Source organism: Blautia sp. AM28-27, assembly GCF_003480905.1.
GTDB lineage: Bacteria > Bacillota > Clostridia > Lachnospirales > Lachnospiraceae > Fusicatenibacter > Fusicatenibacter saccharivorans.
The window spans coordinates 53,994-67,372 of record NZ_QUJK01000016.1; the positions used below are offsets into that span (position 1 = coordinate 53,994).

Genomic DNA, 13,379 nt, shown 5'->3' on the forward strand with positions numbered 1-13,379 from the left:
TAGAATGAGAACGTGTCTGAAAAAATTCCCAGGCACGTTCTAAAAATGTGTGATTAAGATGAGATGACTCATCAGTGTCGGGCGTGTATAGAAATGGAATCTGAGGTCCGTTTTCTGATATGCCCAAATTCAAAGATATTTTTGTCTGAACATATACAGTATACGTGGAAAAATGAAAGAAAGCAAGGGGTTTTCTTTATTTCCCGAAAAACAATTCCATATCGTTTTCAACGGTATCGATTCCGGCGATGCCGAAGTTTTCAACGAGAAGAGCTGCAACATTCGGGCTTAAAAATGCCGGAAGTGTCGGACCGAGGTGGATGTTCTTGACACCGAGCGACAGCAGTGCCAGAAGAACAATCACAGCTTTCTGCTCGTACCAGGAAATATTGTAGATGATCGGCAGATCGTTGATATCGTCGAGGCCGAAGACCTCCTTTAATTTCAGTGCAATCACGGCAAGAGAGTAGGAATCATTGCACTGGCCGGCATCGAGGACGCGCGGAATGCCGTTGATGTCGCCGAGGTTCAGCTTGTTGTATTTGTATTTTGCACAGCCGGCGGTCAGAATCACGGTGTCTTTCGGCAGTGCCTGTGCAAAATCAGAGTAATAGCTGCGGCTCTTTGCACGGCCGTCACATCCAGCCATGACAACGAATTTTTTGATCGCGCCGGATTTCACGGCATCGACGATCTGGTCTGCCAGGGCGAGTACCTGTGCATGGGCGAAGCCTCCGACAATGGTTCCCTGCTCGAGTTCCGTCGGCGGTGCGCAGTGCTTTGCCTGTTCGATGAGCAGAGAGAAATCTTTTGTCTCACCGATGACGCCGTCGATGTGCGGGCATCCCGGATAACGAACCGCTCCGGTTGTGTAAATACGGTTTTTGTAGCTGTCCTTCGGCGGCACGATACAGTTCGTCGTCATCAGAATCGGGCCGTTGAAGGCTTCAAATTCTTCTTTCTGCTTCCACCAGGCGTTACCATAATTTCCCTTAAAATGTTCATATTTTTTGAACGCCGGATAGTAGTGTGCAGGCAGCATTTCGGAGTGGGTGTAAACATCGATGCCGGTGTTCACGGTCTGCTCGAGCAGCATCTCGAGGTCGCGCAGATCATGACCGGAGACGAGAATACCCGGGCGGGTGCCGACACTGAGATCGACGGTGGTGATCTCCGGATTGCCGTAAGCGGAAGTATTGGCCTCATCGAGCAGTGCCATTCCCTGCACGCCGTAGGAGCCGGTCTCGAGTGCGAGAGCCGTCAGTTCCTCTGCGGAGAGGGAATCGTCGAGCGTTGCGGCGAGAGCACGCTGCAGGAAGGCATCGATTTCCTCGTTTTCTTTTAAGAGAACATTGGCATGGCTGGTGTACGCGGCAAGTCCTTTCAGACCGTAGGTGATGAGCTCGCGTAAAGAGCGGATGTCCTCATTTTCCGTGGAAAGTACGCCGACGGTAACCGCTTTTGCGGCAAACTTATCGGTTGTGCCGTTCCAGAGGGCGGCCTCCGGCAGAGCGGAGCAGTCGGCAAGCTGAGCGAGAAGCGCTTTGGTCTCAAGCGTTGCCTCAATTCGTGCGCGGATCGTATCATCATCAAAGTTCACGTTTGTGATGGTCGTAAACAGGTTTTCGGTGATGAGATGATTGACGCTGGCATCGACGGTTTTTCCTTCGCGGCGGAGCTGTGTCGTCACGGCGGAAAGTCCTTTCGTCGTCCAGATCAGCAGATCCTGCAGCGCCGCTGTCTCCGGGCGCTTTCCACAGACACCGGATTTTGTACAGCCGGAGCAGCCGGCAGTTTCCTGACACTGGTAGCAAAACATATTCTGTTCCATAAAAATAGTTCCTCCTGTAGGGTATTTCCGAGGGGTTAAGCGCAGAGGGAAAAACAGATCTGCGCGGAGTTTCATAATTTACACGTATAGAATATCGGATAGAACAGGAAAAGTATGTGGTTATAACCACGGAAAAATACTTTTTGTGTATATTCATTTATGAAAAATAAGCATTTGAAACGATGAAACGGTAAAAAATTTACGCTGCGGTACCGCCTAGAGAGACGGATGACGCAGCGTAAATTTGTTTTTATGAAATTCGAGGATTCCCTCTTTCTGCATTTTTCCGAGTTCTTTGGAGAGGGCGCTCCGGTCGAGGTTCAGGTAGTCGGCGAGGCCCTGGCGGTCGAAGGGGATCGTAAAGGTGTCGGCGCCGGTTTTGGCAGACTGCGCGGCGAGGTAGACCAGCACGCGCTCGCGGATCGTCTTTGGTGTAGTGCAGAAAATGCGGTTGGAGAGGGTAAGATTTTTCTGCATGGAGATGCGGAGCATGTTACTGCGAAGCTGGGACAGCCATGCATCATCACCATCGGCGGTCTGGTCGAGGTTTCGAAGATTGAAAAAGAGAACCGTCGAGGCTTCGGCTGCCGTGACATTCACCATCATCGGCTCCCGACAGAAGGCATACGTTTCGGCAAATACCTGGCCGGGGGTGATCTTGCTTAAGATACTGCGGTTGCCCCAGAGATCCGTATTCTCCACGAAAACGCTGCCGGACAGCACAATCCCCAGTTCGGACACGCGGTCACCCATGTGATAAATGGTCTGGTTTTTCTCAAACGAACACGTCCGTAGCCACCCGCTCGAAACAAGAGCCGTCCGCCCGGTTTCCGAGATGCCATGAAAGAGCGGGAGAGAAAACACCTCGGCCGGAAAAACAGCATCAGCCAATGATTTCATACTGCAGCATCTCGTATTTCAAAATACTGCCCTCCATAATTTCCGGCGGCAGCAGCGCGCGGGCAACCAGTTTCGTTTCATTGTACTCCGGTTCGATGTCATTGCGGCGTAAATGCGCGTAATCACCATCGATGGCGACTACTTCGTAGGTGCAGGATAACATAAGAAAACAACCTCCTTTTTCTTTACATGATACCTATTATACCGTGTGCAGAAACGGATGTCGATGGAATTTTTAATGCCGGAAACAAAAGTCTATGCTATACTTACAGCAGGGTATGACAGAAGAGAAAGGATGGAAGGTAGGATCCTGGGGGAAGAACATGCAATGGCAGGTTCTTTTTTTCTAAGAAAAAGGGAGAAAAGGTACATTTTAGAAAGGCCCTGTTTTCTCTATAATAAAGCCATAAAGTTCAAGAGATACGAAACCAGAACAGGAGGGAGAAAATGAAAAAGGGCAAAAACAAAATAAGAAAAATCTGGAAGGATTATAAAATGATTTACCTGATGATCATTCCAGATGCCGTGTGCGATCCTGGTTGCACTGTTCCTGAATGAAATCCGAAAGAAAGCGGTGAAACGTGTTGTACAGACCGTTATCACCTTCCCACATTTCATGGGTCGTTATGGCAGGAATCCTTACAGGACTGTTTGGATCATCTGGAGCAATCAACGGAATCCTCACTTCGATCGGACTGCCGTCGGTATCACCGATCTCCAAAGCATCTACATTCTGGGAATTCATCTGGGCATCTGACTGGAATCGAACCAGCGGCCTTCCGCTTAGGAGAGCTCCATCGCCAAGAGGCAGACCAAAGGTACTTGCCATAACCAGGTTACTTCCTCCTTTGCGCCATATTATCAAAATCTCTCTCTGCAATTATTTTTGCAGAAGAGAATTCAACCTCTATATAACGAAACGCTGAGAGCCTGTTTTACAGTGGGGTACGACAAAAAATTTAAAAATTTTTCGAAATACGTCAAAAAAGCCCGACAAAACAAATACTTCAACAATCTCCAAAACCAGAAAATACTTCTGATCTTGCAGTGTATCCGTAAATGTTTTGCCGGGCTCTTAGTGATTCCAGTCAGGTTCAGCTCCTTGACAAACTCTTGCTGTCTGGTGCGTTCTTGATGGTTCCTGCCAAATCCAACGCTTACTACAGACAGCTCATTCTATTCTGTTATGATCCCTGATTCATCATCTTTTTTTTAGACATAAACCAATAAAATATAACACAAAATGCTAAAGCAAACACAACACCAAAAACATTTTGAATCACTCTAAGACTAACCGCTCCTTGTAGTCCATAAGTCTCTGCAGCAATGGCTAAAGCACCAAATGTGTTAAATACTGCCTGCCAGCCATATTGTGCTGAAAATCCTACACCGATTCCACCAAGAATTCCTATATATGCATAGATTGACGAAGGAAGCAGAAAATATAATACTGTAAAACATATAACACCTGCAATATTTCCGACAATCCTTTTACGGACTCTGTAGTGCATATCTTCCATAAACGGCAAAATCGCGGACATGGCCGCAATACCAGCCCACATTGCACGTGGCATATTACAAAGTTCTGCAATGCAAAGGACAATCGGTACGCATAAAATCTGACATATCTGCCATTTTGTTCTGGAAGAAGTGATATCAAATTCTTGTATCAGATCTTTCAGATTTCTTTTATAAGTTCTGTTTTTATGATTTCGATAAAATACGAAGCAGGTAAGTGCTGCACCTAAAGCCATTCCGACTAATCGCATCTGATAGCTTTTTCCCGTAACATCATAACCATATAGTAGCAGATACCCAAGAACCAATGTAGATTGATTAAACATGAATGGATTATGGCATCCGAACAGAATCAACACAGCCAGTGCCGCAATATTTAACAGCATTCCCAATACCGGTGAAAACTGATTTGCTAAATGCGGACATACAGTCATAATTACAAAGAACAAAGCCAAAAGCATCGTAGATTGTCCGGTGTGGATCCCCAGATCCGCATTTCTAAACACCATGAGACATAATAAGACTACTACACCTACAATGCTGTTCTCATTTCCAAATAGGATGCTGAAAATACTAACAAAGAAAAAACAAAATGCCATTGTAACAGCTATCTTCACCAGATATACCCACATATGATATAATTTTTCTTTTAGTGTTTCACTCTTTTTCAACAGGTTTTTAGAACCTGCCTGATTTAACTGCAACTCCTGATAAAATGTCATATAAATCCTCCCATTTTCTAATTTATCTTAAAACTATATAATCTCATCTTTCTGCTTTGGCAGCTCTATAACAAATCTGCATCCACCATATTCACGGTTTTCTGCTTTGATTGTTCCTCCGGCACTATCTACAATCCGTTTTACAAGTGCAAGACCTAGGCCATTTCCTTCTGCTTTATGAGATCCATCTACCTGATAGAACTTGTCAAATATTCTGGATTTTACATCATCCTCTATTCCTGGTCCTTCATCTTCCAGAATGAACTTAACAGAATCCTGTTCTTGTTTCAGAAACATCGTAATTGTCCCCTTTGAAGGGCTGAACTTAATCGCATTATCCAAAAGATTTATCCAGATATGCATAAAAAGTCCTTCATTCCCAGTATATTTAACTTCCTCCAATTCTACCTGAAAACCAATTTCTTTTTCTGTCCATTTTGTTTCCAATGAAAGAAATGCCTGGCGGATCTGTTCATCCAGACGATATTCTGTTTTTTTCATTGGTATATTCTGATTCTCTAACTTGGATAACAGCAAAATATTACCAACCAATCCGGAAAGTCTTTGGGTGTTAAATAAGATTTTTTCTACATATTCCTCTTGATCCGGAGACAGTTCTTCTCCCTGAAGCAGCATTGTATATCCTTCAATGGCATTAATCGGGGTCTTAAACTCATGAGAAACATTAGATACAAAATCCATCTGCAGCACCTCTGTTGCACGAAGTTCTTTTGTCATAACATTAAAACTTTGATAAGATTCTCCAACTTCTGCTATACGGCTGTTCGTTTCCAAATGCTGTTCAAAATCTCCCTGAGAAACTTCCTTCATTGCTTTACTAAGTCTGGTAATTGGTTCCAGTAACTTTGCATTGATAAAGGAAGTGATCAACCCTGCAATCAATGTATTGAAAATCAAAAGCCAGCCAAGCAAAGGTATGCTGCCCGGCAGATTAAAAAAATGATTCAAAAAAGCAAATAATAAAGCAGATATGACTGTTGAAAATACAAGTGCCAGCCAGATTGCACCAGTCAGACATGATCGGATCCGCAATCCTTTTTTTTTCTTTTGTTCCATTATTTTTTCACCACCTTGTATCCAATTCCACGCATTGTTACGATTTCAAAATCCGGGTTATCTTTAAAACGCTCTCTGAGTCTTCCTATATGTACCTCTATTGTATGTGGGTCTGCCTCCGTCTCGTATCCCCATACTTCATCCATCAACTGTTGTTTTGTAAATGTTCTGCCTGGCGAAGCTGCAAGCTTATATAAAAGCAGGAATTGTTTTTTAGGTAAAACAAGACTTTCCTTATCAGTTGTAACCGTCATTGCATCATAATCAAACTCTGTTGAACCGATCACAATTTTGTGTTCATTCAATATCTGTGCACGGCGAAGCAGTGCTCCGACTCTTAAAACCATTTCATTCACATTTACCGGTTTTACCATATAATCATCACTTCCCGAAAAAAATCCCTGACGCATATCATCAAAGGAACCTTTCGCAGTGATCATAAGCACTGGTATCTGATATCCTGCTGAACGAAGTTCTGACACCAGTTCATAGCCATCCATAACCGGCATCATAATATCAGAAATGATCAGATCAATATATTCCTTATCCAATACTTCTAATGCCTGTGCTCCATCCGATGCACTTTTGACTTGATATCCATTCTTCTCAAGCACTTTTTGGAATAGCTGGCTTAATTCTTTATCATCTTCTACAATCAATATTTGAAACACGTTTTCCTTCCTCCTTATTAAAACAGATACCTTGCCCATCCAAGCAGATGCTGTACCAAAAATATTTTTCTCTGACGTTTCTTTGTTAATTCGATTGGCTCTACATGATATGGATCATTATAAGTTCCGTCTTCTAATATCTGGCGGGACACTTTTTCATATTCCATCATGCCCTCTTCCAACTGTTTATTAATATCTTTACTGCGTATTACAAGCATCAGTTCCGTATCCAGATATGCACTTCTCATGTCCATATTAAAGGAACCGATTACAGACAGATCATCGTCAATCAGAATACTTTTTCCGTGGTATGAATAACCGCCTTCATATTCCCAGATATTAATTCCTGTACTTAAGATTCTATTTCTGTTTTTCGCATAATCGGCAGACCCAAATGGATTCCCATTATTCGCAACTGAATTTGTCATGATAGAAAAATCTGAAACGTTCTCTGCAATCTCCTCCCATGTATTATACATCATATCATTACAGATAATATATGGCGTGTGGATCTTCACACGATTTTTTGCATTTTTCATCAATTCTCCCAACTGATACCACACTACTGGTTCTTTGGAACCGGTGTGAATAGGATTTGACACTAATGTAATCTTTTCTGTCTCAAAAGTTTCGTCCGTATAATCGGTCTCGCAGATTCTTTCCTTATTCTCTTCAAAATATTTCTGATAGCTGTTCTGCAGCTCTAAAACTGCGTTCTTTACAGATTTTCTATTTGCCAGTTTTTTATTGTTATGAAAATAACTACTGTCTTCCTGATTCCATATGGTTTCAAAATACTCTGACAACTGGTTAACTGAATTTTCTTTCTCAGGTTCATCGCAAACCACTAACACGTCTCTGTCATAGTTCTTATGTCCCGGAAAATCACCCAGGAAATAATTGTATGTATTTCTTCCCCCAAGAATATATCTCTTTCCATCTGCAATCAAATATTTATCATGCATTCTACCCATCATTTTCCACGGTTTCAACGGATTGGCCTTATTATACAGTTTAATTTCAACATTCTCATGGGAAGATAATCCATAGAAATACGGATTTCCTTCCATATCAATCCAGCTCTCCATTCCATCTACTAACAGACGAATATGTACACCTCTGTCTGCCGCATCATGCAGTGCTCCTAAAATCAATTTTCCACTTTCATCGGATTGAAATGCAAAAGTAGAAAGAATAATTTCCTTTTTTGCATTCTTGATCAAACGCACTCTTTGTAAAAGCGCTTCTGGATTCTTTTCTATGATCACTGCACGTTCCGTATTTTCACTGCATTCGTTCCACGAACCATTTTTTGTTTCTTTTTTGGTTGTATTGGACACTTCCGGCTGCTTTTTATATGCAATGCAGATTCCGAGTAATTCATAAAAAGCCACACATAATAAAATTGCCAGTATAACAAGAAGGATTTTACATATCTTATGCTTTTTCATTGTATATCACCTGATTCCTTTTCATTTCATACTTATACAATACAAAGTCAATCTCAATTTAACCTCAACAAGGTTTGTTTTTTTCACCCACGCAAAATCTTCTTTGTACAACAGACTGTTAGATATAGCAAAAACGGCCTTTCAAAAACAGTTAACTTCTAAATCAACTGTTTTTTGAAAGGTCGTTTCATCAGATTCTTATAGCAATCCAGCAAATAATCTCATAAATAATTGTCCCAGTCGCAAATATGCACTTCGTCCGGTTTGATATTGGTCTGTCACATCACGACATTCTCCCATCGTTCTTATCAGATCATTTTTTATTTCCACAACTGCCTGACAATCTGCCATAAAACAGCCGTTTTCAAAATGGTGATATAAACTTCGATAATCCAGATTAATTGTTCCACAAGTTGCCATACAGTCATCTGCCACACTCATTTTTGCATGACAGAAACCAGGAGTCCACTCATAAACACGAACACCATGTTTAACTAATCCATGATAAAAAGAACGAGTTATATTATAAATAAATTTTTTATCAGGGATACCAGGTGTGATAATTCTTACGTCTACCCCTCGCTTAGCAGCCAGACATAACGCATGCGTCATTTCATCTGTTATGATTAGATATGGAGTCATAAACCAACAATATTTTTCAGCTTTATTTATCATACTGATATAAACTTCTTCTCCTACCTGCTCATTATCCATAGGGCTGTCTGCATAAGGTTGAACAAACCCAGTTTGCTGTGCCGCATAATCATAGTGGAAAAGGTATTTACTAAAATCAGAATCATTAGCATCCTTATCACTTACTGCATTCCACATTTCCAAAAATGTCACCGTAAGCGACTGAACAGCATCTCCTTCTAAACGAATACCTGTATCTTTCCACTGTCCATACGGGTGTGTGTAATTAAAATATTCGTTTGCTAGATTATATCCACCTGTAAATCCGACTTTTCCATCAATAACTGTTATTTTTCTATGATCACGATTGTTCAAAAACAGATTTAAGCCTGGCATAAACGGATTGAATACACGGCAATGAATTCCTATTGCCTCCATCTTTTTCACAAAATCTGTGTTAATAAAGCCTATAGAACCCATATCATCGTAGAATACTCTAACTTTCACACCTGCTTTTACTCGCTCTTCCAGAACATCTTGAATCTTATGCCATGCTTCAGCGTCTTCTATCGCATGATATTCCATAAAGATAAACTTCTGTGCTTTCCCCAAATCCTTAAGCTGTGCCTCTAATCCTTTCACTGCTTCATCAAAATACACAATATCCGTATTCTGATAGATTGGATACTGCGAATTTCTTTGTATGTAACTTGCTATATTTCCTGCTTTCGGAATTGTTTCTTTTATTCTGCTCAAACACTCCTGACTGTCCGGGAGCATTGGTAACAATTTGCTATCAATTTCTGCATATCGCTCACGCATTTTATGTGTGCCGCCATTCAAACCAATCAACAAATACAGGCCTACACCCATAATTGGGAAAATTAGAATTAAGATGACCCAAGGCATTTTCATAGAGGATGTCTTATTTGATGCGTACAATCCCAAAACCAAGATCCCACTCAAAATCCTTGTAAATAAATTTATGATTTCTGCATATTCATTCAAGCGTGTTACGATAGTAATAATAAAAATCACTTCCAGAAGAATGCAGATTATGGAAAAGCACAGCCGTTTTACCCCATTTTTTGTTTTTGCTTTGCCCTCTAAAGTATCTTGTTTCATATATATTCCACCTTCCTACTTGCTCAGTTTTCTCCCTAAATTTCGTGTAACATACCAATTTTGTCTTTTATTCTCTGCATTTCATTATCTGCTTCAAGGATAGCTCTTGCAGAATGAAGTAATTCTTCACTTATCTCATCATAGCCAGGATGAATTGACTTACGTCTGGCAATTCTTGCAGCATTTCGTTTAGGGTTTTGTGCTTCACATATTTCTGCACATACACCCAACAGGCAACGCTACTGGCTTCTGATACAATGTCAGCTATGGTTTTGCGCATAAGCTCTTCAAATTCAGCAATTTCTTCTTTCGGAACAACATCATACAGTGTTGGTGCCTGATGACTTATTTTTACTCCATTTTCATTTGCATCTTTAAGCAGATTCTTAACTTTTTCTCTTGAATCCTCCGGTACTTTCATGTACTCCCACATAAATGCTACCACATCGGCTGGCCTTATTTATATCATTTCACTCTTTTTTGAAATAGAACAACACCACAGCAACAACTCAAATCGACTTAAAATTCCAGACTATTCGCATTCAGCAAGAAATACTTCATTCCCATGATGACAAAACCTTCATCATTTCTCCAAGGCTTTTTGCTACCATTTACAATGACGATCTTCTTGAAAGAGTCCGGGATATTACGCAGAGAATTGAACTCCTGCGTCTGTTTTTCTTCCGAAGTCATGTCATATGCAACCTGGATATAGTATCTCTGGTTTCCTTGATTCACCACAAAGTCAACCTCCAACTGCTTGCGAACACGTTTGCCCTCTTTATCCTTATCGAAGATATCCACGACACCCACATCAACATTGTAGCCACGGATCAACAGCTCGTTATAAACAATGTTCTCCATGATATGAGTAGGCTCCTGCTGTCTGAAATTCAGACGTGCATTTCTCAGTCCCAGATCCGTAAAGTAGTATTTCAGATTTGCACCGATATACTTTCTGCCCTTAATATCGTATCGGCTTGCCTTGAAAATCAAAAAGGCATCTGTCAAATAGTCGATATGCTTGGAGATGGTTTTATTAGCATAAGTCATCTGGCGCTCACTGGCAAAGGTATTGGCAATCTTTGAAGGGTTGGTCGGTGCGCCGATTGCAGATGCAAGGACATCAACCAGAATCCCAATCTCATCCACGTTCTGAATCTTATTTCTTTCAATAACATTCTTCAGATAGACATTTGCAAAGATGTTCTTCAGATAGTCCGCTTTCTGTCGTTCGCTCTGGAAACTTACGATCTGCGGCAATCCTCCGTAGATCATGTAGTCATCCCATGCATCATCATAATCGCCGTCATAGACAGAATAAAACTCTGCAAAGGAGAGAGGGTAGATTCTAATCTCATCACCTCTGCCACGGAATTCGGTCATAATGTCGCTGGACAGGAACTTGGAATTACTTCCGGTGACATACACATCAATATTGCTCATGCGGAGCAGGCTGTTCAGCACTTCCTCAAATCGTGGCATGAACTGCACTTCATCCAAAAGGAGATAATACTTCCCGTCGTCTTTCATGGCATCCTTGATGTACTTGAAGCATACCTTGGGATCTCTTAATTCCTCGTTCTCAATACCATCCAATGCAATTTCAATAATATGATCAACATCAACGCCGTTCTCCAGTAAGTATCTCTTAAAGATGGTAAACAGCAAAAAGGATTTGCCACATCTACGAATGCCGGTAATCACCTTTATCATTCCATTATCTTTTCGCTCGATCAGCTGCTGTAGGTAAGCGTCTCTTTTAATCTCCATCGTTACACTCCCCATTTCCGTGCATCTACACACTTTTATGTAATGTTGATAAATATATTTTCAGATTTTTTTGATTGCAGTGTCTATAATCGATTACTCCAATCGTTATTATAGGTAGACAACAAAAAGAAGATGGTTCCGATGTTTCATTAAATATGTTCGTTAGTCTTTTACGCAAAGGATTCTATCTCCTCTGCGCCCTAATGCTTTTCGGATTCAGTTCAACAAACTGGATTTTACCAATTTTCGGAGATTAAGGTTTCCGGATGTGAAAAAACTAATTTAATATTATTCTTGGAATTCAGCAACAACATCAATGTACCTTGTTCTTTTGTCTCCATTTGCGTTGTCATGACCAATGAACGATATGGTTTGAAGCCACATTTTGTCTGAACTCGTTTTGATTGTTCATTGAAATCATAGTAACCACAAATCAGAAAATCATAATCCAATTCGCCAAATAAATAATCTTTAACTGCATTTACGGCTTCGGGCATAAGTCCTTTTCCCCAATAATCTTTACTCAAAACATATCCTAATTCTCTGCCGTAATAATCCTTGAATTCTGTCAAAGCATCTTCTAACCCATATTTTTCTATGCCAACAGTACCGATTACTTTATTGTTTTTCTTTAAGCAGATTGCAAATACTTTATCCTCACTGATAAAGGAATTCATAATACTTTGAGATTCAGCAATATTTTCATGATGTTTCCATCCTGCCATCTCCCCAACACCTTCGACAGATGCATACTCATAGAAATCCTCCAAATCTGTTTGTTTGAATGATCTAAGAATGAGCCTTTTTGTTTCTATTACTTTTCCGTCTATTCTGAAGTCAGCATTCATATTTTTACGCTCCTCATAACGTCTAATTCTCCAAATTCCGATTTCTATTTTCGTTTCCATAGCATAGTGTACTCTTTTTCACCAGTATCTTCATCCAAATCTTCACATTGAATAATGAACCCTTCTCTTTGGTAAAAAGAAATTGCTCTGGCATTCTTCTGGTATACATTTAATCGTAAGCTAACTTTTTTATCCTTAATATAATCCAATAAAAGCTTACCTATGCCACATGACTGCATTTCATCGGAGACAAAAATACCTTCGATATATTCATCATTTAGTCCTACAAATCCTTGTATCATTTTATCTGCTTCAAACACATAGACTTCGGATTGTGACAGCATTTCTTTTACTAATTCATAATTACTTTTCCAGTATTGATTGGAAATAAAATAATGTGCTTTCAGATTTGTCTTTAACCATATGTCAGCGACTCTATCGATATCTCCGTTCAGCAACTTTCTAATCATAACAAATATTCTCCACAACTACATCCTTTATGCTTTTCTCTTTTTTCCATTCTATCACAAGTTCACCATTAATTATCAATTTTTTGATATTTTTTCTTTTCCCTCACTGTAAAACAGCCTCTGAGCGTTTCGTTATATAGAGGGATACAAATAAGAGCAAGATCCACCCATGTTTAACGGTATTGCCATTTTGCCTCCCGTCAACCTATGGGTTTTATCTTGATGGGGATCTCCCCATACCCTCTCAATAACAGACGTTTCACTTGTTTGGTTCAGTCATCTTGACTCCTTTCCTCCAGGATTCAGGAAATAAAAAATGCCTGCCTGGAACTTTTATAGATAGTAAAGTTCCAAACAGAC

General features: G+C 40.5%; 14 protein-coding genes and 1 pseudogene. 1 reads left to right on the top strand and 14 read right to left on the bottom strand.

Annotated elements, in window-relative coordinates; all coding sequences use genetic code 11:
* Positions 1–196: 196 nt before the first annotated feature.
* From hcp to DW743_RS14940, 3 genes are all read right to left on the bottom strand, one after another.
* On the bottom strand, positions 197–1,831 hold the full coding sequence (gene hcp, locus DW743_RS14930) for a hydroxylamine reductase (protein ID WP_117762007.1): 1,635 nt from the start codon (positions 1,829–1,831) through the stop codon (positions 197–199).
* 216 nt (positions 1,832–2,047) lie between these two features.
* A complete protein-coding gene (locus tag DW743_RS14935; RefSeq protein ID WP_055225921.1) occupies positions 2,048–2,731 on the bottom strand; it encodes a Crp/Fnr family transcriptional regulator in 684 nt (227 codons plus the stop codon).
* Complete coding sequence (locus DW743_RS14940; RefSeq protein ID WP_117762006.1) at positions 2,715–2,894, bottom strand: chorismate--pyruvate lyase; 180 nt, start codon at positions 2,892–2,894, stop codon at positions 2,715–2,717. The genes DW743_RS14935 and DW743_RS14940 overlap by 17 nt, the downstream gene beginning before the upstream one ends.
* Before the next feature lie 63 nt (positions 2,895–2,957).
* Here DW743_RS14940 and DW743_RS14945 point away from each other — a divergent pair, with 63 nt between their 5' ends.
* Positions 2,958–3,182, top strand: a complete 225-nt coding sequence (locus tag DW743_RS14945; protein ID WP_117762005.1) for a hypothetical protein — start codon at positions 2,958–2,960, stop codon at positions 3,180–3,182.
* A 60-nt stretch (positions 3,183–3,242) separates the two neighbouring features.
* On the opposite strand, the gene DW743_RS14950 is transcribed toward DW743_RS14945, so the two are convergent.
* The 11 genes and pseudogenes from DW743_RS14950 to DW743_RS14995 all read right to left on the bottom strand — a co-directional run bounded on the left by DW743_RS14950 (position 3,243) and on the right by DW743_RS14995 (position 13,019).
* Entirely contained in the window at positions 3,243–3,560 is a 318-nt protein-coding gene (locus DW743_RS14950; protein ID WP_117762004.1) for a hypothetical protein, read from the bottom strand.
* Between the two features lie 355 nt (positions 3,561–3,915).
* Entirely contained in the window at positions 3,916–4,971 is a 1,056-nt protein-coding gene (locus tag DW743_RS14955) for an FUSC family protein (RefSeq protein WP_117762003.1), read from the bottom strand.
* Between the two features lie 33 nt (positions 4,972–5,004).
* Complete coding sequence (locus DW743_RS14960) at positions 5,005–6,048, bottom strand: HAMP domain-containing sensor histidine kinase (RefSeq protein WP_117762002.1); 1,044 nt, start codon at positions 6,046–6,048, stop codon at positions 5,005–5,007.
* On the bottom strand, positions 6,048–6,758 hold the full coding sequence (locus DW743_RS14965) for a response regulator transcription factor (protein ID WP_005421560.1): 711 nt from the start codon (positions 6,756–6,758) through the stop codon (positions 6,048–6,050). Before DW743_RS14965 ends, DW743_RS14960 begins: the two co-directional genes overlap by 1 nt.
* On the bottom strand, positions 6,737–8,170 hold the full coding sequence (locus DW743_RS14970) for a phospholipase D family protein (RefSeq protein WP_055221208.1): 1,434 nt from the start codon (positions 8,168–8,170) through the stop codon (positions 6,737–6,739). The genes DW743_RS14965 and DW743_RS14970 overlap by 22 nt, the downstream gene beginning before the upstream one ends.
* Before the next feature lie 198 nt (positions 8,171–8,368).
* Positions 8,369–9,928, bottom strand: a complete 1,560-nt coding sequence (cls, locus tag DW743_RS14975; RefSeq protein ID WP_055225912.1) for a cardiolipin synthase — start codon at positions 9,926–9,928, stop codon at positions 8,369–8,371.
* 35 nt (positions 9,929–9,963) lie between these two features.
* Positions 9,964–10,077, bottom strand: a pseudogene (locus tag DW743_RS19095) (GTP pyrophosphokinase); the annotation flags it as partial.
* Complete coding sequence (locus DW743_RS14980) at positions 10,059–10,373, bottom strand: hypothetical protein (protein WP_330417024.1); 315 nt, start codon at positions 10,371–10,373, stop codon at positions 10,059–10,061. The gene DW743_RS14980 and the pseudogene DW743_RS19095, both read right to left, overlap by 19 nt.
* 74 nt (positions 10,374–10,447) lie before the next feature.
* On the bottom strand, positions 10,448–11,701 hold the full coding sequence (locus DW743_RS14985) for an ATP-binding protein (protein WP_117762000.1): 1,254 nt from the start codon (positions 11,699–11,701) through the stop codon (positions 10,448–10,450).
* Between the two features lie 236 nt (positions 11,702–11,937).
* Positions 11,938–12,609 carry a GNAT family N-acetyltransferase gene (locus tag DW743_RS14990; RefSeq protein WP_243004591.1) on the bottom strand — a complete coding sequence of 224 codons (672 nt, stop codon included), beginning with the start codon at positions 12,607–12,609 and terminating at the stop codon, positions 11,938–11,940.
* Positions 12,594–13,019 carry a GNAT family N-acetyltransferase gene (locus DW743_RS14995; RefSeq protein WP_055195028.1) on the bottom strand — a complete coding sequence of 142 codons (426 nt, stop codon included), beginning with the start codon at positions 13,017–13,019 and terminating at the stop codon, positions 12,594–12,596. The genes DW743_RS14990 and DW743_RS14995 overlap by 16 nt, the downstream gene beginning before the upstream one ends.
* Positions 13,020–13,379 lie beyond the last annotated feature (360 nt).

What these genes read in the sequence shown, in the direction of transcription:
- hcp (WP_117762007.1), bottom strand. Translation starts at nt 1,831, where the DNA reads ATGGAACAGAATATGTTTTGCTACCAGTGTCAGGAAACTGCCGGCTGC.
- DW743_RS14935 (WP_055225921.1), bottom strand. Translation starts at nt 2,731, where the DNA reads ATGAAATCATTGGCTGATGCTGTTTTTCCGGCCGAGGTGTTTTCTCTC.
- DW743_RS14960 (WP_117762002.1), bottom strand. Translation starts at nt 6,048, where the DNA reads ATGGAACAAAAGAAAAAAAAAGGATTGCGGATCCGATCATGTCTGACT.
- DW743_RS14970 (WP_055221208.1), bottom strand. Translation starts at nt 8,170, where the DNA reads ATGAAAAAGCATAAGATATGTAAAATCCTTCTTGTTATACTGGCAATT.
- DW743_RS14995 (WP_055195028.1), bottom strand. Translation starts at nt 13,019, where the DNA reads ATGATTAGAAAGTTGCTGAACGGAGATATCGATAGAGTCGCTGACATA.
- cls (WP_055225912.1), bottom strand. Translation starts at nt 9,928, where the DNA reads ATGAAACAAGATACTTTAGAGGGCAAAGCAAAAACAAAAAATGGGGTA.
- DW743_RS14985 (WP_117762000.1), bottom strand. Translation starts at nt 11,701, where the DNA reads ATGGAGATTAAAAGAGACGCTTACCTACAGCAGCTGATCGAGCGAAAA.
- DW743_RS14965 (WP_005421560.1), bottom strand. Translation starts at nt 6,758, where the DNA reads ATGGGCAAGGTATCTGTTTTAATAAGGAGGAAGGAAAACGTGTTTCAA.
- DW743_RS14950 (WP_117762004.1), bottom strand. Translation starts at nt 3,560, where the DNA reads ATGGCAAGTACCTTTGGTCTGCCTCTTGGCGATGGAGCTCTCCTAAGC.
- DW743_RS14940 (WP_117762006.1), bottom strand. Translation starts at nt 2,894, where the DNA reads ATGTTATCCTGCACCTACGAAGTAGTCGCCATCGATGGTGATTACGCG.
- DW743_RS14945 (WP_117762005.1), top strand. Translation starts at nt 2,958, where the DNA reads ATGGAATTTTTAATGCCGGAAACAAAAGTCTATGCTATACTTACAGCA.
- DW743_RS14990 (WP_243004591.1), bottom strand. Translation starts at nt 12,609, where the DNA reads ATGGAAACGAAAATAGAAATCGGAATTTGGAGAATTAGACGTTATGAG.
- DW743_RS14955 (WP_117762003.1), bottom strand. Translation starts at nt 4,971, where the DNA reads ATGACATTTTATCAGGAGTTGCAGTTAAATCAGGCAGGTTCTAAAAAC.